This window comes from Pontibacter rugosus (assembly GCF_042678745.1).
GTDB lineage: Bacteria > Bacteroidota > Bacteroidia > Cytophagales > Hymenobacteraceae > Pontibacter > Pontibacter rugosus.
This window is the reverse complement of the sequence record NZ_JBHTLD010000028.1, coordinates 1-21042: the sequence shown is the minus strand read 5'-3', so window position 1 is coordinate 21042 and position 21042 is coordinate 1. Positions and strand designations below refer to the sequence as shown.

21 protein-coding genes and 1 tRNA gene are annotated in these 21042 nt (G+C 46.9%); 13 read left to right on the top strand and 9 right to left on the bottom strand.

The annotated features are described in order from the left end of the window. Positions 1-16 precede the first annotated feature (16 nt). From atpD to ACFQ2O_RS05170, 3 genes are all read right to left on the bottom strand, one after another. On the bottom strand, positions 17-1528 hold the full coding sequence (atpD, locus tag ACFQ2O_RS05180; RefSeq protein ID WP_377523441.1) for a F0F1 ATP synthase subunit beta: 1512 nt from the start codon (positions 1526-1528) through the stop codon (positions 17-19). Between the two features lie 202 nt (positions 1529-1730). Continuing rightward, positions 1731-2246: a hypothetical protein gene (locus tag ACFQ2O_RS05175; RefSeq protein ID WP_377523438.1), complete on the bottom strand. Its 516-nt coding sequence runs from the start codon at positions 2244-2246 to the stop codon at positions 1731-1733. Positions 2247-2320: 74 nt separating this feature from the next. After that, the gene (locus tag ACFQ2O_RS05170) at positions 2321-2545 is read right to left on the bottom strand and encodes a hypothetical protein (protein WP_377523434.1); all 225 of its coding nucleotides are present in this window, start codon (positions 2543-2545) and stop codon (positions 2321-2323) included. A 250-nt stretch (positions 2546-2795) separates the two neighbouring features. Here ACFQ2O_RS05170 and purL point away from each other — a divergent pair, with 250 nt between their 5' ends. From purL to ACFQ2O_RS05135, 7 genes are all read left to right on the top strand, one after another. Further along, entirely contained in the window at positions 2796-5012 is a 2217-nt protein-coding gene (gene purL, locus ACFQ2O_RS05165) for a phosphoribosylformylglycinamidine synthase subunit PurL (RefSeq protein ID WP_377523431.1), read from the top strand. A gap of 105 nt (positions 5013-5117) precedes the next feature. Beyond that, positions 5118-5190 (top strand) — tRNA-Gln (locus tag ACFQ2O_RS05160). Between the two features lie 170 nt (positions 5191-5360). Next, positions 5361-6290, top strand: a complete 930-nt coding sequence (locus tag ACFQ2O_RS05155; RefSeq protein ID WP_377523428.1) for a ribose-phosphate pyrophosphokinase — start codon at positions 5361-5363, stop codon at positions 6288-6290. Positions 6291-6408: 118 nt separating this feature from the next. Continuing rightward, the gene (locus tag ACFQ2O_RS05150) at positions 6409-6993 is read left to right on the top strand and encodes a 50S ribosomal protein L25/general stress protein Ctc (protein ID WP_377523424.1); all 585 of its coding nucleotides are present in this window, start codon (positions 6409-6411) and stop codon (positions 6991-6993) included. A 256-nt stretch (positions 6994-7249) separates the two neighbouring features. Further along, the gene (gene pth, locus ACFQ2O_RS05145; RefSeq protein ID WP_377523473.1) at positions 7250-7813 is read left to right on the top strand and encodes an aminoacyl-tRNA hydrolase; all 564 of its coding nucleotides are present in this window, start codon (positions 7250-7252) and stop codon (positions 7811-7813) included. A gap of 190 nt (positions 7814-8003) precedes the next feature. Further along, positions 8004-8471: a transposase gene (locus ACFQ2O_RS05140; RefSeq protein WP_377523421.1), complete on the top strand. Its 468-nt coding sequence runs from the start codon at positions 8004-8006 to the stop codon at positions 8469-8471. A 70-nt stretch (positions 8472-8541) separates the two neighbouring features. Further along, positions 8542-9798, top strand: a complete 1257-nt coding sequence (locus ACFQ2O_RS05135; RefSeq protein WP_377523418.1) for an MDR family MFS transporter — start codon at positions 8542-8544, stop codon at positions 9796-9798. A 145-nt stretch (positions 9799-9943) separates the two neighbouring features. Here ACFQ2O_RS05135 and metG read toward each other — a convergent pair whose 3' ends face one another. Then, positions 9944-11983: a methionine--tRNA ligase gene (metG, locus tag ACFQ2O_RS05130; protein WP_377523415.1), complete on the bottom strand. Its 2040-nt coding sequence runs from the start codon at positions 11981-11983 to the stop codon at positions 9944-9946. Positions 11984-12162: 179 nt separating this feature from the next. Here metG and ACFQ2O_RS05125 point away from each other — a divergent pair, with 179 nt between their 5' ends. Continuing rightward, positions 12163-12387: a hypothetical protein gene (locus ACFQ2O_RS05125; protein WP_377523411.1), complete on the top strand. Its 225-nt coding sequence runs from the start codon at positions 12163-12165 to the stop codon at positions 12385-12387. A gap of 62 nt (positions 12388-12449) precedes the next feature. Here ACFQ2O_RS05125 and ACFQ2O_RS05120 read toward each other — a convergent pair whose 3' ends face one another. The 4 genes from ACFQ2O_RS05120 to msrB form a co-directional block, all read right to left on the bottom strand. Beyond that, positions 12450-12791, bottom strand: coding sequence for a hypothetical protein (locus tag ACFQ2O_RS05120; protein WP_377523408.1), 342 nt, complete (start codon positions 12789-12791; stop codon positions 12450-12452). A gap of 239 nt (positions 12792-13030) precedes the next feature. Then, a complete protein-coding gene (locus tag ACFQ2O_RS05115) occupies positions 13031-13294 on the bottom strand; it encodes a hypothetical protein (protein WP_377523405.1) in 264 nt (87 codons plus the stop codon). A gap of 116 nt (positions 13295-13410) precedes the next feature. After that, on the bottom strand, positions 13411-14187 hold the full coding sequence (locus ACFQ2O_RS05110; protein WP_377523402.1) for a DUF3050 domain-containing protein: 777 nt from the start codon (positions 14185-14187) through the stop codon (positions 13411-13413). 127 nt (positions 14188-14314) lie between these two features. Next, on the bottom strand, positions 14315-14863 hold the full coding sequence (gene msrB / locus ACFQ2O_RS05105) for a peptide-methionine (R)-S-oxide reductase MsrB (protein WP_377523399.1): 549 nt from the start codon (positions 14861-14863) through the stop codon (positions 14315-14317). A gap of 214 nt (positions 14864-15077) precedes the next feature. On the opposite strand from msrB, the gene typA reads away from it, so the two are divergent. The 5 genes from typA to ACFQ2O_RS05080 all read left to right on the top strand — a co-directional run bounded on the left by typA (position 15078) and on the right by ACFQ2O_RS05080 (position 20108). Continuing rightward, positions 15078-16880 (top strand): translational GTPase TypA, encoded by a 1803-nt coding sequence (gene typA / locus ACFQ2O_RS05100; RefSeq protein ID WP_377523396.1) that lies wholly within the window; start codon positions 15078-15080, stop codon positions 16878-16880. A gap of 375 nt (positions 16881-17255) precedes the next feature. Beyond that, positions 17256-17396, top strand: coding sequence for a hypothetical protein (locus ACFQ2O_RS05095; RefSeq protein WP_377523392.1), 141 nt, complete (start codon positions 17256-17258; stop codon positions 17394-17396). Positions 17397-17467: 71 nt separating this feature from the next. Continuing rightward, the gene (locus tag ACFQ2O_RS05090; RefSeq protein ID WP_377523389.1) at positions 17468-17956 is read left to right on the top strand and encodes a T9SS type A sorting domain-containing protein; all 489 of its coding nucleotides are present in this window, start codon (positions 17468-17470) and stop codon (positions 17954-17956) included. 202 nt (positions 17957-18158) lie between these two features. Beyond that, a complete protein-coding gene (locus ACFQ2O_RS05085) occupies positions 18159-19109 on the top strand; it encodes an aldo/keto reductase (RefSeq protein WP_377523386.1) in 951 nt (316 codons plus the stop codon). Between the two features lie 408 nt (positions 19110-19517). Beyond that, complete coding sequence (locus ACFQ2O_RS05080) at positions 19518-20108, top strand: hypothetical protein (protein ID WP_377523383.1); 591 nt, start codon at positions 19518-19520, stop codon at positions 20106-20108. A 59-nt stretch (positions 20109-20167) separates the two neighbouring features. Here the strand turns inward: ACFQ2O_RS05080 and ACFQ2O_RS05075 are convergent. Further along, positions 20168-21042: reverse transcriptase domain-containing protein (locus tag ACFQ2O_RS05075; protein ID WP_377523380.1), on the bottom strand; the 875-nt coding region annotated here is incomplete at its 5' end.

Sequence of the window (21042 nt, the reverse complement as noted above, 5' to 3'; positions counted from 1 at the left end):
TCAGGACTTGTTTAACCTATTTTGCTTCGGCCATCATTTTCTCACCTTTGGCAACAGCGTCTTCAATGGTTCCTACCAGGTTGAAGGCTGATTCCGGAAGGTGGTCATACTTGCCGTCCATGATCTCGTTGAAGCCTTTGATGGTGTCTTTGATATCAACCAACACACCTTTCAGGCCTGTGAACTGCTCTGCCACGTGGAACGGCTGAGACAGGAAACGCTGCACGCGGCGCGCTCTGTGCACTACCAGCTTATCTTCGTCAGAAAGTTCGTCCATACCAAGGATGGCGATAATATCCTGAAGTTCTTTGTAACGCTGCAGAATCTCCTTCACGCGCTGTGCCGTGTTGTAGTGCTCATCGCCTACTACATCTGGCGAAAGGATACGCGATGTAGAATCCAGAGGGTCTACCGCAGGGTAGATACCAAGCTCAGAGATTTTACGAGAAAGTACCGTTGTAGCATCCAAGTGGGCAAACGTTGTTGCCGGAGCCGGGTCAGTTAAGTCATCCGCAGGTACGTAAACAGCCTGTACAGATGTAATGGAACCACGCTTTGTAGACGTGATACGCTCTTGCATGGCACCCATTTCAGTTGCCAGCGTTGGCTGGTAACCTACCGCAGATGGCATACGGCCAAGAAGTGCAGACACTTCTGAACCTGCCTGCGTAAAGCGGAAGATATTATCAACGAAGAACAGGATGTCACGGCCAGCATCGCTAGAACCTGGCTCACCGTCGCGGTAGTACTCCGCCATAGTAAGACCAGAAAGTGCAACACGTGCACGCGCCCCAGGAGGCTCGTTCATTTGTCCGAAGACGAAGGTAGCTTTAGACTCCTTCAGTTCTTCTAAATCTACTTTAGAAAGATCCCAGCCACCGTGCTCCAGTGAATCCAGGAATTCCTGACCGTAACGTACGATACCAGCTTCGATCATTTCACGAAGTAAGTCGTTACCCTCACGTGTACGCTCACCAACACCTGCAAATACAGAAAGACCACCGTGTGCCTTCGCAATGTTGTTGATCAACTCCTGGATCAATACAGTTTTACCTACACCGGCACCACCAAAAAGACCGATTTTACCACCTTTTGCATAAGGCTCGATCAGGTCGATTACTTTGATACCTGTATAAAGGATCTCAGAAGATGTAGCCAGGTCCTCGAAACGAGGAGCGGCTCTGTGAATTGGCAAACCACCAGTACTCACAGGCTGAGGAATACCATCAATGGCTTCGCCGATCACGTTGAATAGACGACCTTTGATGCTCTCACCTGTCGGCATTTTGATTGGGCCACCCAAATCAATCACTTCGATACCACGAGAAAGACCTTCTGTAGAGTCCATCGCAATGGTACGTACACGATCTTCACCAAGGTGATTCTGCACTTCCAGCACGATAACCTGGCCGTTGTCTTTCGTCACCTGAAGGGCATCCAAAATATTTGGTAGTTTATTGTTTTCACCCTCAAAGCTAACGTCCACAACTGGACCGATAACCTGGGTAATTCTGCCAATATTCGCCATTTGACTAAATTATATGGATTAACTATTGTACGGTGTTATTTCAAGCTGCAAAACTAATGTATAAAACTCTTAATTCCATGCCTGCATCTAAAAAGTTTCACCTCATTTCTTTATATGATGCTGCCCAAAAACTCAAAAGCGAGGGCCTTACGATTTATACATTCCGCAAGGCCCTCGCTTTTGGATAAAAGGGATACTTTACTTACAAATCAATGCGCAACACCCAGCGCCCCGGTTCATTTACCTGAAAAGTAACCACACGGTCATACACAGCGGTTCTCATCTTGTTTGGCGATCTAAACCTGATATTTCCTTCAAAAGGGACAACAAAGTTATCGAACAAAATTAAAGCGCCATTATCAGTTGCTCCTCCACTGCTGCCCACTAGCTGTAGTTGGTCTGGGTTTCTTATGGGTAATCCACTGTCCATGATGATCACCTCCACCTGATAGCCATCATTGCTTTTTTTTGACAGGATGGTTTTGGAAACGTTGCGCTTCATGGTTACCCTGGCTGCTGCAGGTGCACGCTCTTTGTTTACTTTTTTGTGCCGGCGTTTCTTCTGCGTAGTCTTTTCTGCCGTTGCTTTCGCTGTATCTGTTTGCTGTATATGCAGGTTGGAGATTGCAGGTAGTGCAACAGGGGCAAAGGCTATACTTGCAGGAGCTTCTGCAGCACCCGTCCATAAGCTAAGCAAAATCAAGTATAGGTTTATCAAATCTCTAAATAGTAAGTGTTCCCCATCAAGGTATAACTTAAACTATTCAAAGTCAATTTTTTACCGAGAAAGCATTAAAGGTTTTTCAGCAGCTCGATTTGCTCGTCGTTCAGCAGAATGTAGCGGTTATTGAAAGGGTTGGCGTAGAATTTCTCTGCTATCACATACTCCCCAGATTTCAGTTTATGTATGTTGTAGCTAAAAAGGCTGTTGGAGCGCTCTATCACGAGTTCCGTATCACTCAGGTCAAGAGAGCGGCCACAGGTTGTGACAATCAGGTCAGGGTTCGTTACTGCCATAGGTAGGTTTAAGGTAAAATGTACTGCGAAATTTTTGTACGAATAAACTTCTGGCGGGTGACAGTTTTAACATATAAAAAACTGACTATTTTAAATTAACAGGCAAGGTTGCAATATCATACTTTTTAAGTCCTACTTATAGTATAAATAGAGAAACTCAAGGGCGTGTTTATAAAAAGGCGCAAGTTCTGCTGTTGTGTTAAAGTATAAGTTCCTACTTTTGTTAATCAGTTATATAAGCCAGACAAACGTGGAACAACAACTCACTACAGTAGAAACAGCCCAGAAGCTTGGCCTTCTGGAAGAGGAATTTGAACGCATCAAACAAATCTTAGGACGCACACCAAACTTTACTGAGCTAAGTATTTTTTCTGTGATGTGGTCGGAGCACTGCTCCTATAAAAACTCTATTGTTTGGTTAAAGAAACTGCCTAAAGACTCTCCCCGCATGCTGGCGAAAGCTGGCGAAGAAAATGCCGGTCTCGTAGATATTGGCGATGGCTACGCCTGCAGCTTTAAAATAGAGTCACACAATCACCCGTCTGCCATAGAGCCTTATCAGGGTGCAGCAACAGGTGTGGGTGGTATCAACCGTGATATCTTCACAATGGGTGCCCGCCCTATCGCCCAGCTTAACTCGCTCCGCTTCGGCAACCCAAAATCAGAGAAAACGCAGCGCCTGTTAAGAGGTGTGGTAAAAGGCATCGGCGACTATGGCAATGCTTTTGGTATTCCAACCGTTGGAGGCGAACTTTTCTTTGATGAGTGCTACAACATAAATCCGCTGGTAAACGCTTTCTCGGCAGGAATTGTGAAGGTAGGTGAAACAGCTTCTGCCACTTCTTATGGAGTAGGCAACCCCGTGTTTATTGTAGGTTCTGCCACAGGTAAAGACGGTATGGGTGGCGCTGCCTTCGCATCCAAAGACATCACAGAAGACTCTGCCAACGACCTGCCATCAGTGCAGGTAGGCGACCCTTTCCAGGAGAAACTGCTGCTGGAAGCGACGCTGGAGATTATTCAATCGGGTGAGGTGATTGGCATGCAGGATATGGGTGCTGCCGGTATTACCTGCTCCACATCAGAAATGAGCGCCAAAGGTGAGCATGGCATGGACATTTGGCTGGAGAAAGTACCGATGCGCCAGAAGAACATGGTGCCATTCGAAATCCTGCTATCAGAAAGCCAGGAGCGCATGCTGATCGTGATGAAGAAAGGCTCTGAACAGACTATACATGATATCTGTGATAAGTGGGACCTATACTGCGAGCAGATTGGCGTGGTAACAGAAGGCGGCACACTGCGCTACTACATGCACGGCGAACTAGCGGCCGAAGTGCCAGCTGAAGACCTGGTATTGGGTGGTGGCGCGCCAGTGTATCACCGTGAGTACCGTGAGCCTGCTTATTTCCAGGAAGCAAAGAAATTTAATATAGAACAGGTACAGGAGCCGGAGGATTATCAGGCTGTAGCCGACTTCCTGACCACGCACCCTAACATCGCCTCTAAGCGTTGGGTATACCGCCAGTACGATTCCATGGTAGGCACTGCCACCATGACGACAAACGCGCCATCAGACGCAGCGATCGTTAAAGTAAAAGGAACTGATAAATCGATTGCCGTAACCGTAGACTGCAACAGCCGCTATGTATACGCCGATCCGGAAAAGGGAACTGCTATTGCGGTAGCTGAGGCGGCACGTAACATTGTATGTTCTGGAGCAGAGCCTGTAGCTATTACCAACTGCCTTAACTTTGGCAACCCATACGTACCGGAAGTATACTGGCACTTTGTAGGCGCTATCAAAGGGATGAGCAAAGCCTGCGAGGCGCTGGGCACACCGGTAACAGGTGGTAACGTGAGTTTCTATAACCAGTCGTCTGACGAAGGCCCAGTATTCCCAACGCCAACTATTGGCATGCTGGGCATACTGGAGAACAAGGATAACAAGATGACATTAGCCTTCCAGAACGCAGGCGATGCTATTTACATGATGGGCGACGCGCAGAACGACATTGCCTCTTCTGAGTATGTGTATTCTTATCATAAAGTAAAGCTATCACCAGCTCCATACTTTGAGCTGGAGGAGGAGCTGAAACTACAGGCAGCGGTAAAAGAAGTTATCGAACAAAAGCTGATCAACTCGGCTCATGATGTGGCCGACGGTGGTTTATACATTGCTTTGCTGGAGTCTGCCATGCCAAATGAGCTAGGTTTCGATATAGAGACAGATAAAAATTTCAGAAAAGACGCATTTTTATTTGGCGAGAGCCAAAGCCGCGTGGTTGTTTCTGTTTCGGCAGAAAAACAGGCAGCTTTTGAGCAGGCAATTCAAAATAAAGGCGTGAATTTCACTAAATTAGGAACGGTTACAGCGCACGATTGCCACATTGATAGCGAGCTTTTTGGAGGCATTACAGTTGCCAAAAAACACTATGACACGGCGCTGGAGCAGATTTTAGACTAAATTTTTTAACTTTTTTTGCGCAGAATGTTTGCAGTTTAAAAAGCTCTCTCTATATTTGCATCACCAAACAGCAACGGGGCTTCCACCCTAAGCTGGGAGGTAACTTGTCCGATGGTGTAACTGGCAACACGTCTGATTTTGGTTCAGAAGAGTCCAGGTTCGAGCCCTGGTCGGACAACCTTTAAAAGAACAACACTCCACTGAGTGTTGTTCTTTTTTTTGTTTAAGGTAATTGTGTAACTGGTTAAAAATCAGAAATATTTAATGCCTGCCATCAAGAATTTTGGTAGCTTTGCGAGCATAATCAAAAAACCTACAACCCAAACACGTTAGTTTTTTAGCACCGTTATGCCACACGTTAAAATATTCTCTGGTTCAGAATCCCGTTACCTGGCCGAGAAAATAGCTGCCGCTTATGGCACTAAACTCGGCGACCTTACCATCTCCCGCTTTAGCGACGGCGAGATTGGTGTACACTATAATGAGTCAGTTCGTGGCGCAGAAGTGTTTATCGTATTATCAACGTTTCCGCCGGCCGATAACCTGATGGAACTGATGCTGCTGGTGGATGCCGCCAAGCGTGCCTCGGCCCATAAAGTGATCGTGGTAATGCCCTACTATGGCTATGCCCGCCAGGACAGGAAAGATAAGCCTCGCGTGGCTATTGGCTCTAAGGTAGTAGCCAATGCCATACAGTCTTGCGGTGCAGACCGCCTGATGACCTGTGACCTGCATGCAGGACAGATACAGGGATTCTTTGATATCCCGGTAGACCATCTGGATGGTTCAGCGATTTTTGTGCCTTACCTGCGCAGCCTGAACCTTGGTGCTGACCTGATCTTCGCTTCGCCTGACGTAGGTGGTGTGGTAAGAACAAGAGCCTTTGCCAAGAACTTTGGCGCCGAGATGGTTGTTTGCGACAAACACCGCAAACGTGCCAACGAGATCGCCTCAATGCAGGTGATCGGTGATGTGGAAGGCATGGATGTGGTATTGGTAGATGACATGGTAGATACTGCCGGCACCATCACCAAAGCTGCTGAGCTGCTAAAAGAAAAAGGCGCGAAAACAGTACGTGCCATTGCTACGCACCCCGTGCTTTCTGGCCCTGCTTATGAGCGCCTGGAGAACTCTGTACTGGAAGAGCTTGTTGTATCAAACACCATCCCGCTGAAGCAGGAGAGTTCTAAAATAAAGGTGCTGTCTTTTGCAGACCTGTTTGCCCGAGCAATCAATAACGTGGTAACACACGAATCGATCAGCTCACTATTTATTTAATGACGCTGCCCGCTTTCCGTAGCACTGGTTCATAAGGAACTTAAGCCACGATAAAAGCAGCGATTTTCTAAAAAAGGCTATACTTTTGTAGCGATATATTTTTAAAAAAAACATTATTATGAAAACGTTAGAGATTATAGGGTTTAAAAGAGCAAATCTCGGCAAGCAGCAGTCGAAAGAACTGCGTAATGAGTCTTTTGTACCAGGCGTACTTTACGGTGGCCAGGAGCAAGTTCATTTCTATGCCCCAGCTATCCTTTTCCGTGAGCTTATCTACACACCAGAAGTACACGAGGTAGACCTGAACATCGAAGGCACACACTACAGAGCTGTGTTGCAGGCGTCTCAGTTCCACCCGGTAAACGACATGCTGCTGCACGTTGACTTCCTGGAGCTGAACGATAACAAGCCAGTTAAGGTAGACGTGCCAGTTAGATTTATTGGTAACTCACCAGGTGTAATGGCCGGTGGTAAACTAGTAACAAAGCTGCGCACTATCAAGCTGAAGGCACTTCCTGCTAACCTGCCTGACTACGTAGATGTTAACATTTCTGAACTGGAACTTGGTAAGTCTATCAAGGTATCGAAGATCACACCTGAGAACTACGAGATCCTGACAAACCCTAGCGCTCCAATCGCTACAGTAACTATTCCGCGTGCTCTTAAGAGTGCACAGGCCGAAGAAACTCGTGGCAAAAAGTAATTTGAGCCACAGCTCAGAATACATCAAAATCCTGTTCTGCCTACAAGCGGGGCAGGATTTTTTGCTTTAGATGTTAGACATTAGCTCCCAGACAATAAAATGAGGGGACTTGAGTCTTCAGTTGAGTTTAAATTACATTCAGACAAATAATAAGTCTAAAATCTAACGTCTAGCATCTAAAGTCTATTGAAATATGCTGCAAAATATAAAACAGTGGCTGGGGCTATCGCCAGAAGCCGCAACTGATGATACAAGTATGAAATACCTGATTGTGGGCCTGGGAAACATTGGCCCTGAATATGCAGACACCCGTCACAACATTGGCTTTATGGTGCTGGACTACCTGGCTAAGAAGTATGAAGGCAATTTTGAAGTAAGCCGACATGCTTTTGTAACAGAAATAAAAACCAAAGGCCGCATCTTTGTACTGGTAAAGCCTACCACCTACATGAACCTGAGCGGCAAAGCCGTGGGGCATTACCTGAACAGCCTGAAGCTGCCACCAGAGCAGATGATGGTCATAACTGATGATATCTCCATTGGCTTTGGGAAACTGCGCATAAGAGCTAAGGGCAGCCCTGGCGGGCATAACGGACTGAAGCACATTGAGCAGACGCTCGGCCACGGGAATTACCCTCGTCTGCGCTTTGGCGTGGGTGATAATTACTCGAAGGGCAAGCAAGTAGACTACGTGCTCAGCAAGTTCAGCGAAGACGAGCAACCAGAACTGCAAACGCTGATAGAGAAAGCCGCTGACTCTGCCATTGCTTTTGGTACAATTGGCCTGGAGCGCACCATGAACCAGTATAATACTAAGTAAGAAAGACACGGATAGCAATGCCTCTCTTCTTGTATGCTTCAGCATGGAAAGGTATAACAAAAAGTATAGGATCTCTTCGTCTCGTCTAGTCCACTGGGATTACGGTGCCCCTGGCTTATACTTTGTAACCATATGTACAAAGGAAAGGGCATGCTTTTTTGGCGATGTCATACAAATTCCTCCCGTAGAGATGCAAAATATTGCGTCTACTCTATCAGCGGATGAACCTCTGACAGAATCGCTCTATGCAAAAAAGACGCAAAATATTGCGTCTCTACGGTTTTCGGACATAGGCGGAATAGCTAACCAATACTGGCAGGATATCCCAAAGCATTTCCCATTTGTAGAGTTAGATATGTTTGTTGTTATGCCTAATCATGTGCATGGCATCCTTTTTATTAATAAACTAGAGCATGAGGAGTGGAAGCCAAATAAGTTTGGGCCACAGTCTCAAAATTTGGCTTCTATTGTAAGAGGATATAAGGCTGGGGTGAAGAAGTATGCCACCCTGCATCAGCTTGATTTTGGCTGGCAAAGCCGGTATTATGATCGGGTAATTCGCTCCGAAAAAGAACTCCAAAACATCAGGCAGTATATTTTCAACAATCCTGCAAAATGGGAAGCTGAAAAGAACAACCCGGAGAACCTACTGATGTAGAGATGCAATACTTTGCGTCTCTATTTGCCAGCGTTATCCTACACCCGAAGTATAAACTTGGAACGAAGCTATGAAAAAGATACTGCTGCTCTACCGCAATGCCTTCGGCGGGCTCTCCCACCCTGCCTGGATGATGTCTGTGGTGATGTTGATCAACCGCAGCGGTGCAATGGTTACGCCTTTCCTGAGTGTGTACCTGACCGAGGTGCTAGGCTATACGTTGAACGAGACAGGCATTATACTTAGCACCTATGGCCTTGGCTCGGTTTGCGGTTCTTTCCTGGGAGGCTGGCTTACCGATAAAGTGGGGCACTTTAAAGTACAGTTTCTAAGCCTGACCATAGGCGGCAGTTTATACTTTGTGTTACTCACGCTTAGATCGTTTGAGGCGCTTGCTGCAGGTGTTTTTATACTTAGCCTGGTAAACGACACACTTCGCCCGGCCAACTCCTCCTCTATCGCTTCTTATGCACGCCCTGAGAACGTAACGCGGGCGTTTTCTCTAAACCGCATGGCCATAAATCTGGGCTTCTCTATAGGTCCGGCACTTGGTGGTTTGCTGGCTGCAGTGTCTTACCAATGGCTTTTTATAGCGGATGGCACCACCTGTATCATGGCAGGCTTGTTTTTCTTCTTCTACTTCAGAAACAAACAGGGCCGCCAGTTGCACACAAGCACTACAGCTAGCCTGTCGGCTCCCCCTGCTAAAGAACGCTCTCCGTACCGCGACAAGTACTTTATACTTTTTGCTATACTTTGCTGCTGCTTTGCCATGATGTTCTTCCAGTTGCTCTCTACACTCCCCCTCTACTACCGCCAGGTGTATACGTTGCCGGAAAGCAGCATTGGTGGCCTTCTGGCTTTGAATGGCTTTGTAGTGTTTCTGCTCGAGATGATTGTAGTTTATTTGTTAGGAGAGCGGGCACGCAAGGCTTTGTTGATTATGGGAGGCACCTTAGTGTTGGGCCTTTCTTTTGTGCTGCTGAACCTGACACAGCACCTGAACATTCTATACATGGCCATGCTGCTGCTAAGTATAGCTGAGATTTTAGCAATGCCTTTTATGGCAACAATCACCGTTGAGCGTTCTGGCCCTGCCAACAGAGGGGCTTATATGGGCCTCTATACTATATCTTACGCAGGCGCACATGTGATAGCTCCTTACATGGGCACTACCATTGCTGCCACGTATGGCTTTGGTACACTCTGGTGGTGCACAGGAGCTTTGTCTGTGGTCACAGCAGCAGGTTTATACTTTGTAGTACAGCATATGGAGCGGGAAAGAGAAAGCAAAAAGGCATTGGCGGTTGCAGAAGCAAGGGCTTAGCAACACTGAGTCGCTTGTTGACTCCATGTATAAAAGCAGTTGCTAAAAGTAAATTTCGGGATGGTTCTTGAGCAAAGACTACTAACAAGAAACCCTCACCTGCTTACATGCAGATGAGGGTTTATACTTACAAACAGTTATACTTCTAGCTTACTGTACCACCGTTCTTGATCTCCTTGCTTGGCTGCACGAAGGCCAGTGAACCATCGGCGTTCTCCGCCATCAGGATCATGCCCTGGCTGGTGATGCCTTTGATTTCACGTGGAGCAAGGTTGACGAGTATACTTACCTGCTGGCCAATAATATCTTCCGGTTTAAAGAATTCAGCAATGCCGCTTACCACGGTGCGCTGGTCAAGGCCGGTGTCTATTTTCAGCTTCAGTAGCTTCTTGGTTTTAGCTACTTTCTCAGCCTCTATAATGGTACCAATGCGGACATCTATCTTCGTGAAGTCATCAAAAGTGATGTCTTCTTTCGCAGGGGCTACTACGGCATTTGCTGCTTCGTTAGCCTTTTTAGTATCCAGCAGTTTCTGCACCTGCGCATCAACAGCGGTATCCTCTACTCGCTCGAACAGCAACTCCGGCGTACCGATAACGTGGCCTGCTGGCAGCAGTTCCCAAGAATGAGCATATGACCATTCAACATGATCTTGATGAAGCATTTTTCGAAGCTTTTTAGCGGATCCTGGAAGAAATGGCTCCATCAAAATGCTCAGACTTGCAGATATTTGCAGCGCGATGTTCATAATAGTTTGCACGCGTCTGGTATCTGTTTTAATCAGCTTCCAAGGCTCTGTATCAGCTAAATATTTATTGCCTAAGCGTGCTAAATTCATTAACTCGCTAAGTGCATCTCTAAAACGATATCGTTCTATGTAGGTAGAAATTGTGAAAGGGATATTTTCCATTACACCCAGCACTTCTTTGTCATAATCCGTCAGCTCGCCACGGGCAGGCACAGCGCCTTCGTAGTACTTCTGGGTGAGCACCACCGCACGGTTAATGAAGTTGCCAAGTATAGCCAGCAACTCATTATTGTTGCGGGCCTGGTAATCTTTCCAGGTAAAGTCGTTATCTTTTGTTTCGGGCATGTTAGCAGCCAGGGCATAGCGCAGTACATCGGCCTTGCCCGGGAAGTCCTGCAGGTACTCGTGCAGCCACACGGCCCAGTTGCGGGATGTAGAAATCTTATCGCCTTCCAGGTTCAGGAACTCGTTAGCAGGCACATTATCAGGTAGAATATAATCGCCATGGGCCTTCAGCATGCTCGGGAAGATGATGCAATGGAACACGATGTTATCTTTGCCGATAAAGTGTACCAACTTGCTCTCTTCGTCTTTCCAGTACTTTTCCCAATCATCCGTCAGGGCTTTGGTAGCCGAGATGTAACCGATAGGCGCATCAAACCATACGTACAGCACCTTACCCTCTGCACCCTCAACAGGCACCGGCACGCCCCAATCTAAGTCGCGGGTTACGGCACGCGGTTGCAAGCCTTGGTCTATCCAGCTTTTGCACTGGCCGTACACATTAGATTTCCAATCTCCTTTGTGGCCTTCCACAATCCACTCGCGTAGCCATGGCTCATACTCGTTCAGGGGCAGGTACCAGTGCTTGGTCTCACGCATTACCGGCACAGCGCCGCTTAAGGTGCTCTTTGGGTTGATCAGGTCTGTCGCGTTCAGCGAGGTGCCACAGGCTTCACACTGGTCGCCGTAGGCATTCTCGTTACCGCACTTAGGGCAAGTGCCTACAATGTAACGGTCGGCCAGGAACTGTTGTGCTTTCTCGTCGAAGTACTGCTGTGTGGTCTGCTCTATAAATTTACCTTCGTTATAAAGCTTCTTAAAGAAATCACCGGCAGTTTCGGCATGTATTTTTGAAGAAGTACGATCGTAGATGTCAAAGGAAACATTAAAATCCTCGAACGACTTCTTTATCAGTTCATGGTATTTATCTACGGCCTGTTGCGGTGTGATCCCTTCTTTTTTAGCCCGGATGGTGATAGGCACCCCATGCTCATCAGATCCACAGATAAACTTCACATCGCGGTTTTGCAGGCGCAGGTAGCGCACGTAGATATCGGCTGGCAAGTATACCCCTGCCAGGTGCCCGATGTGCACCGGACCGTTGGCATAAGGCAAAGCTGCCGTAACAGTATAGCGTTTTGGTGTTGTTGTCATGTCTCGTCTTAAAAAAAACAAATATACAAATACCGCGCGGAATGCACCGCTACGTAACAGGAATCCCGTAAGAGGAAGTATAGCTGCATACTTACCTTTTGCGTAAGATAATGCAAAAGCCGCACCTTGTGCTGGCAAGGGCTATTATCATAACTTAAACAATTAAATTATACTTACCTATGAAGAACAAAGATGGCGCAAGAACAACCAAGCGGGATGGCGACAGCCTGGGCGAGCGCGACAGCATTGAGAAGGTAACAGAAAACCCATCGCCCCGAGAAGCAGACAGAGAATCAGAAAACACGCCCCCTGAAAACGAAGTTTATGTTAACCTGGAGCCTGATGAGCTGCACCTGAGCGATGAGCAAAAAGCGGAAGAGGTAAACCGTAAAAAGAAGAAGTAAGCACAACTACTGAGAGACAGCATCGGCCTGAGCTAAAAGTAAAAGCTCAGGCCGATGCTGTTTTATTGCCTGGTTGGCAACGGCTGCACAAAAGGATAAAGCGGCCAATAAATGTTATGCCTTGTAGAGTCTATCGGCGAATAAGGCAGCTGCCTTGGCCGTAGCGTATTGGGTGTCATGGCTGGGGCGTTACTGTCAAACTGCTCTATGTTGCGCTTGCGGTTTATTTCGCTAGCCTGCTCATCCATTTGTTCGCGCAGCGTTTCAGCAGAGTTATTGCGCAATGTTACCCGCTCGTTTACGCGGGCAGGCGGCGGCATATTTGCCTGCCCTTCCGAAAGCGAAGTACAGGCACCCACTCCCGCCATTAAAACAGCTATCAAAAAATATTTATACTTATTCATCTTCACGTATCGCTAAATTATACTTTGCTCATACTTCTGAGCGCGTACTATAGTATACGAGTACAATTAGAAATAGCAGACCTCTGTGTAGGTTTATACTTAGTGCTTAGACCAAAGCCTAAACTGCCCTTCATAAAGGAGCATACTTTTGCAGGAGCAATGCCCTGCGTATTCTAAACCAAAAAGAGACACAGGAAGCTGTGTCTCTTTTTGTTATTTCCAGTATTGTAAGGGTGCTGTTAGCGCTCTCCCCATACCATTTGGTGCCCTACCTGTGTCAGCATGAGTCCATCAGGTGCCGGGTTAATGTACCCTTCCTTTGCGAGATGATGCTCCGCTTCTTTTTGCACGTCTTTATAATGCGGGTAGTGCTCCTGCAAATAAGGATAAAGTTGCTGGTATTGTAGCACATTACCCCCGCGTATGTCAAATTGCTTAAAAGCTTTTATAATACATTGTGCGGTGTTTTCTATATTATCTGCTTCTGAATGTAGCTCTGCCATAGTTTAATTCTTTTGGTTTAAACCTAACGTACGGCAAGCTGCTTTTAATTGTTAAACAGTACACCACGCTACAGACTGTTTAACTTCGGTTTTGAGCTGGCAGGCAACAGGTAAACTTAAGCTTCTGAGGGGAGCAGGTTGCGGATGCCGTTCCAGAGCTCTATGCGTTGCTCAATACAGGCTTTAGAAGTTTCCAGCGCCTCCTGCCACTTCTCTTCATCATCGCCACACAACTCATCTACCATCTGTAAGGCAAGCGGTGTGTGTACTTCTTCATCCAGTTGCACGTGCCTGTCGAGGTAATAAATAAATGTGTCCAGCTTTCCGGGGAAACGTTTATTCAGATCGCCGATCAGGTGGCGGAACATGTCCGGAATAAGGTCTTCACGGCCAAAGGTGAAGGCTGCTGCAATCGTGTGCGTCTGCCCCGACTCAATGATGCGGAAGGTATTGCGCACAAATGCTTTCACCGACGGCTCGATACGCAGTTGATCCAGGGCGGCATTCACGCTTTTGCCCTCGCTTATACTTGTCTGCATCTGCTCAATGCCGGCTGTATCGGCACCTACCTCGGCCATGGCACGCAAGTATAACTCAAAGTGGCTTATGGGCAGCCCCTGCTGGTCTACATCCGTCTCCTCTTCCAGCACTATTTCATTTATCAGCCGGCGGGTAGTAGGGCTTCCTTTAGGCACCCAGGGCAGGGTAACGCAGGTCAAGTCGCGCTGCAAGGCTTTGAGCAAGCTCATGAAATCCCAAACGGCAAAAACATGGTGCTCCATAAAGAGCTTTAAATCATCCAGCGTTTCGAGTGATTGGTACACATTGTGTTTCAGCAGCCGCTGCCGATGGTCGCGCAAAGCCTGCTGTAAGGCTTCTATTCTTATGTTCATGGTGTAAAGTAGTAGCCGCTTCAGGAAGTATAAATACTCTGCTGCGGCTTAAGTATAGATGTGAAGTTGGGCAGGCAAGCTACCCCGCCTGCTGCTGCAAAGATACAGCAGAGAACGCTAATCCGGGTTATTTGGCTTTGAAGTTAAGAGCTACAGAATTTAAGCAGTAACGAAGACCAGTAGGTTTTGGCCCATCCGGGAAAACGTGGCCGATATGCGAACCACAACGGGCACATTCTACTTCAGTTCTAAGTACTCCTAAAGCGCGGTCCTGTACTTCTTTTACCTGCTTTTCAGAAATAGGCGCGTAAAAACTTGGCCAGCCCGTACCTGAATCAAATTTGGTTTTAGAACTGAACATAGGATTACCACAAGCGGCACAGGCATAAATACCTCTCTTTTTGTTGCTGTCATATGCGTTGTCAAAAGCACGCTCTGTGCCTTCCTCCCGCAGCACGTAATATTGCTCAGGTGTTAACGCTTTGCGCCACTCCTGTTCGGTCTTCACAACAGTGTCTTGCAGGGCTGCATTGTTCAATTCTTCCAATGTTGCCTCCTCCAAAGGGGCATCTCCGGCTGCTGCGGTCGTTAAACTTAGCTCTGTCGAGGCTTCCTGCTGTGCACAACTCGTTAAGCCCATAAGGCCTGTTAATATCATTGCATATAGTACTTTCATAGGTATACTTACGTGGTAAAAAGCAGCCTGGCTTTGCTGTCAGGCCAAATTTGTTGTACTGAATGAACAAACTTTACTTCCTTAATGTTCACCCTATAACCATGCATCGGCTTGGTTAATAATAAATTAATAGTATCCTAACCTGTTTATTTCGAGCGAACTAGTATAACTGTGAAGGCTTTTTAGTACTTTTGCGGCTCGAAAACTCAATTCAATGCAAAATATTCGGAATATTGCGATTATCGCACACGTTGACCACGGCAAGACAACCCTCGTGGATAAGATCATTCATGCTTCTAAGCTGTTCGCAGATCACCAGCACTTTGATGACCTCATTTTGGACAACAATGACCTGGAGCGCGAGCGAGGTATCACGATCGTTTCTAAAAACGTGTCGGTTCGTTACAAAGATGTTAAGATCAACATCATCGACACACCTGGTCACGCCGACTTCGGTGGTGAGGTAGAGCGCGTGCTTAAAATGGCTGACGGTGTACTACTATTGGTAGATGCCTTTGAAGGTGCCATGCCGCAGACTCGCTTCGTGCTAGGGAAAGCCATACAGCTTGGCCTGAAGCCGATTGTAGTTGTAAACAAAGTAGACAAAGAGAACTGCCGCCCAGACGAGGTACACGAGCAGGTATTTGACCTGATGTTTAACCTGGATGCTTCTGAAGATCAGCTTGACTTCGTAACGCTTTACGGTTCTTCTAAAAACGGTTGGATGAGCACTGATTGGCAGCAGCCAACTGATAACATCACGCCACTGCTGGATGCTATTATTGATGTGATTCCTGCTGCCCCGTTCCGTGAAGGAACACCGCAAATGCAGATCACCTCTCTTGACTATTCTTCGTTTGTTGGACGTATCGCCATTGGCCGTGTTCACCGTGGAACATTGAAAGAAGGTATGCCGATCAGCTTGTGCAAAGCAGATGGCAGCATCAAAAAAGGTAAAATCGGCGAGATCCAGATTTTTGAGGGCCTTGGCAGAAAGAGTGTTGCTGAAGTATCAGCAGGCGAGATTTGCGCTGTAACAGGCATCGAAGGTTTTGACATTGGCGACACCATTGCTGATGCGGAAAACCCGGAGCCATTGGCACGTATCTCTATTGACGAGCCAACCATGAACATGCTGTTCACGATCAACAACTCTCCTTTCTTCGGTAAAGAAGGTAAGTTCGTGACATCACGCCACCTGCGTGACCGCCTGTTCAAAGAAACTGAGAAGAACCTTGCCCTGCGTGTACAGGAAACCGACCGTGAGGATACCTTCCTGGTATTCGGACGTGGTATCCTTCACTTGTCTGTACTTATTGAAACAATGCGCCGTGAGGGTTACGAGCTACAGGTTGGCCAGCCTCAGGTTATTTTCAAAGAAATCGACGGTGTTCGTTGCGAGCCAATCGAGCACATGGTTGTAGACGTGCCAGAAGAAACTGCCGGTAAGGTAATTGAACTGGTAACGCAGCGTAAAGGCGAGTTGACCATTATGGAGCCAAAGGGCGACCTACAGCACCTGGAGTTTAATATTCCTGCGCGTGGTTTGATCGGTCTTCGTAACAACGTTCTGACAGCTACTGCTGGTGAGGCAATCATGAACCACCGCTTCAGCCGTTACGAGCCGTTTAAAGGCAACATCCCTGGCCGTAACAACGGTTCTATTATCTCTATGGAGACAGGCGCAGGTACTGCCTACTCTATTGATAAGCTGCAGGACCGTGGTTTCTTCTTCGTTGATCCAGGTGTAGAAGTATACATGGGCCAGGTTATTGGTGAGCACAGCCGCCAGAACGATATCACGGTGAACATCCAGAAAGGTAAGAAGCTGACGAACATGCGTGCTTCCGGTTCTGATAACAACGTGAAAATCGCTCCTGCCAAGAACTTCTCTCTGGAAGAAGCCATGGAGTACATCCAAAAAGATGAATTGCTGGAAGTAACGCCTAAGAGCATTCGCATGCGTAAGATTTACCTCGACGAGAACGAGCGTAACCGTATGTCTAGAGCTGACTAGGTATACCCAACATTAGCCATACTTATAAAAACGCCTGCCACATTACTGTGGCAGGCGTTTTTTTTGTTTTACAGGGAGTGACAGCCGCTTTTTTATACATTGTTTTAAACTATGCGCAAAAGACATCACTAATTCCCTCCTATCACTTACTGACAAAAACTAATGAATGCTTAAGTTGCCCCTCCTCCAGAGCCCCTTCATCAACGTCATCCTGAAAAAGGCCATAGCCAGCGATTTGAAAACGTAGTACTGCCAGCAGATGCCGCCAACCAACCGCTCGTATAAATCATCTGGAAGTATTACCAGGTATCTACCAACATTGACGGAAGCCGGGCCGAGCTAAGGCTAGATGACATAGTTGTTTCAACTGATAACATGCTACAGGTTGTTTCCAAGGGTGAGACTACTGTATGCGAAGGAGGAACTGTTGTACTACAAACCTCTTCTTCTGACTACAGTGACGTGGAATGGTACCTGAATGAGGAAAAGATACCTGCGCATCAGGAGCACACATAACCGCAAGCTCCTCCGGAAACTACAGCTATACTTATGTCACAAGGGCGGGATGCATACTTAGCTCGCCTGCGGTGTCAGTTACTATACTTGATAAGCCAGCTACACCAACTGTAGTTCGTGAAGATAATCGTTTGATTGCTGATGCAGAAGGAGCAGCGTTTGTGTGGATGAAAGATGGGAAACTACTTGAGCATACATCTCAAAGTATTCCAGAGGCGGAACCAGGTACTTATACAGTGCAAATAATAATAGATAAGGGCTGTATTTCAGATTTATCAGAGCCCTACACAAATACGGTTACTAGTTTAAGAGATACGTTTAGCCCCGGAAGCATTGTAATCTACCCTAATCCTAACTACGGAAAAATGTACATTGAGTCTACCACTCCGTTAGATGCTCTGGTTACGATTACCGACATGACAGGTAAACTGATTTATGAGGAACAGGTAAGGCAGTTAAACAATCCTAAAGAACTCAACCTGACTACGAGCAGAAAGGGGCTGCACCTTGTGCATATCAGAAGCGCGAACCTTACAGCAACCTGCAAGATTATACTGTAATAGCAATTTGCTAATCATGCTTGAAGAGGTCCGGCAACGTAAAGTTATTGGGCCTCTTTTTTTGAGCTATACATATATGGAGCGTACACTACAGTAAGAAATCATAATCAGGCAGGATGTACATACAAATTGATCAATTAGCTCCAACTATAAGGCCTAAGTACCTGTTATAAATACCGACACTAACTTTAACATTTAAAACATGGAAAAAAGAAAGCTAGGAAACACAGACCTCTATACCGCACCTATTGTGATGGGTGGAAACGTATTTGGCTGGACACTTGATGAAAAAGAGTCATTTGGCATTCTGGATAAAGTATCTGATGCCGGAATAAATACACTGGATACAGCTGATGTATACTCTCGCTGGGCAGCGGGTAACGAAGGCGGAGAGTCTGAATCCATTATTGGGAAGTGGATGAAGGAGCGCGGCAACCGCGATAGCATCAACATCATCACCAAGGTAGGCTCTGATATGGGCCAGGGCCAAAAAGACATCTCGGAGAAGCACATCCTCAAAGCAGCGGATGACTCGCTGCGCAGGCTACAGACCGACCACATTGACTTATACTTAACCCATTGGGACGACGATAAAACACCAGTAGAAGAAACGCTAGGTGCCTATCAGAAGCTGATAGAAGCGGGTAAGGTAAAGTATATCGGAGCCTCTAACCTATCACCGGAACGCTTGAAAGCATCTTTAGAGGCCAGTAAAAAACAGGGGCTGCCCCGCTACGAGGTGTTCCAGCCAGAGTACAACCTCTACGATCGGGAGGGCTATGAACAAGGCGTTGCCGCCATTTGTAAAGAAGAAGGCCTGGGTGTGATCACATACTTTTCGCTGGCGAGCGGCTTCCTGAGCGGCAAGTACCGCAGCGAAGAAGATCTGGATAAAAGCACACGCGGAGGCGGCATAAAGAAATACCTGGATGACAGAGGCAAGCGAATACTTGCCGCCCTTGATGAACTGGCCGCTAAGCATCATGTATCGCAGGCAAGTATAGCCTTAGCCTGGCTCATTAACAGCCCTTTGGTTACCGCTCCTATTGCCAGTGGTACCAAACCTAAGCACATTCAGGCTTTTACCGAAGCCATGCAAACCAATCTGAGCAAAGAGGACCTAGAGCAGTTAGAGAGTGTTTCAGCTGACTAAGCACCTGTACAAAGCTTAATCTAAAACTACGAAGGCCTGACACATTACTGCGGCAGGCCTTCGTAATTATTTGCCTCAGATAATAAGCCAAAGCTGTTATTTATACGCATATAAACGTGTACAAACGCTTCATAACTCACCTGACCAGGCATCAAGCTACAGTTTATACCTTCTCTCCTGTCCATACGATCATAGGGCAACTTTCTCTTTCTCTAGAAAAATGTACGTTTTATACATTTTTCTAGATGATATGCATATATATGGTATATTGGATAGAGATATCAAAGGAGAGAGCAGTAGCGCCTAAGCTAAAGCAGAAGCAAGTTTCAAAAAGCTCTAAGCACTCCAACTAAAGGGCCAATAACCGGAACAGCTCCTTATATACAGTAGTTAGCAAATATAAGTATTATGAAGAAGTGGATGTTCCTTATAGCTATGTCAATTGTGATGCTTCAAAGTTGTACAAGTGCTGAATCTAAAATAGAAGAAATAGTAAACGAACATCCATCGATAGCCTCTGACTCTCATTCTGAACAGTTCCTCATTAGCGAAGCTAAAGAACTTATAAACTCTTATGTTGATTCCCTTACTAATCTAACCACAGTAACAGGAACCTTGATACAAGAAGAACAACCCTTTAGAGAAGGATATGCCTATGGATATGGAATCTTCGCAGACAAGACAGACTCAACTAAATACTATCTTATTTTAGAAGAAACTGTTGAGACTTCGACAATGAATCCACGACCAAATTGGAAAGTTAAAGATGCCTTATCAATCTCAAACTGGAATGAAAATCAGATGAACTACAGTTTGAATACAATGTGTAAAGATTCGAAATTTACTTTCTTTACAATAGTAGATAGATATTCTGGAGATAAACCAAAGATTTTGAAAGCGTATCGGCTTAACCATAAACAGGGGAAAATAGAATTGGTAGAAAAACCAGTAATTGAGTGTGTTTACATCGGATGTGGTGATGACGAAGACTGTGATTAAAATTAAATTTGCTAATCGAGTAGACGGCCCCGCCAGCGTTAGCTGACGAGGTGCGCCTCTCACACCACTGTACAAGCGGGTCTCGCATACAGCGGTTCGTTAAGTTGTGGAGCTACTTTCCTGTAGTAACCGAGCATTGATTCATACCCCCTCCGGGCCAGCCGTTTCACCGTTACCGTTGTGATCAGCATCGGGCTTTGAGCCACCGCCCACCCTCCTTTCCTGGTTCTGCTCCAGGCATAAGCCTGGCCCTTCGGGACACCCAGCCGGATCAGGTTCTTCCTTTTCCGTTCCGGTCGTTTCCAGTCGTGCCAGATGCAGTGCCGGAGCCGATTTCGTATCCAGCTGTCCACTTCTTTTAGCTTGCCCTGTATACTGGCCATGCGGAAGTAGTGCACCCAGCCCCTTTGGGCCTTTTTCAGTTCCTGGACACGCTCGTCAAACGAGCAGGGGGTGGTCTTGCGGGTGATGGCCTTCAGCTTCTGCTTGAGCCTGTCCCACCCTTTCTTGGCCACCACCAGCTGATAGCGGCCCTTGTCGCCTTTCCTGTAGGTGGGCACAAAGGCGTGGCCCAGCATTTGGAAATCCACAGGTCGCCTGATACCCGACTTCTCCCTGTTGACGGGCAGCCTTAGCTTGTTCCACAGGAACAGGAATACAGCATTACCTACCTTTCGGGCAGCATCTTCACTGTTTGTGTAGACACTGAAGTCGTCGGCATAGCGGACATAGCGCAGCTCCCGCCTTTCCAGCTCCTTGTCCAGCTCGTGGAGCAGGATGTTGGAGAGCAGCGGCGAGAGCGGACTTCCCTGCGGAACGCCTTTCCGTCGCTTGGCGAGTCTCCCTTTGATGAGGATGGGAGCCCGGAGCCACTTACGGATCAGGCGCAGGGTCAGGGGGCATTTTACCTTCCGGTAGAGCAGTTGCAAAAGCA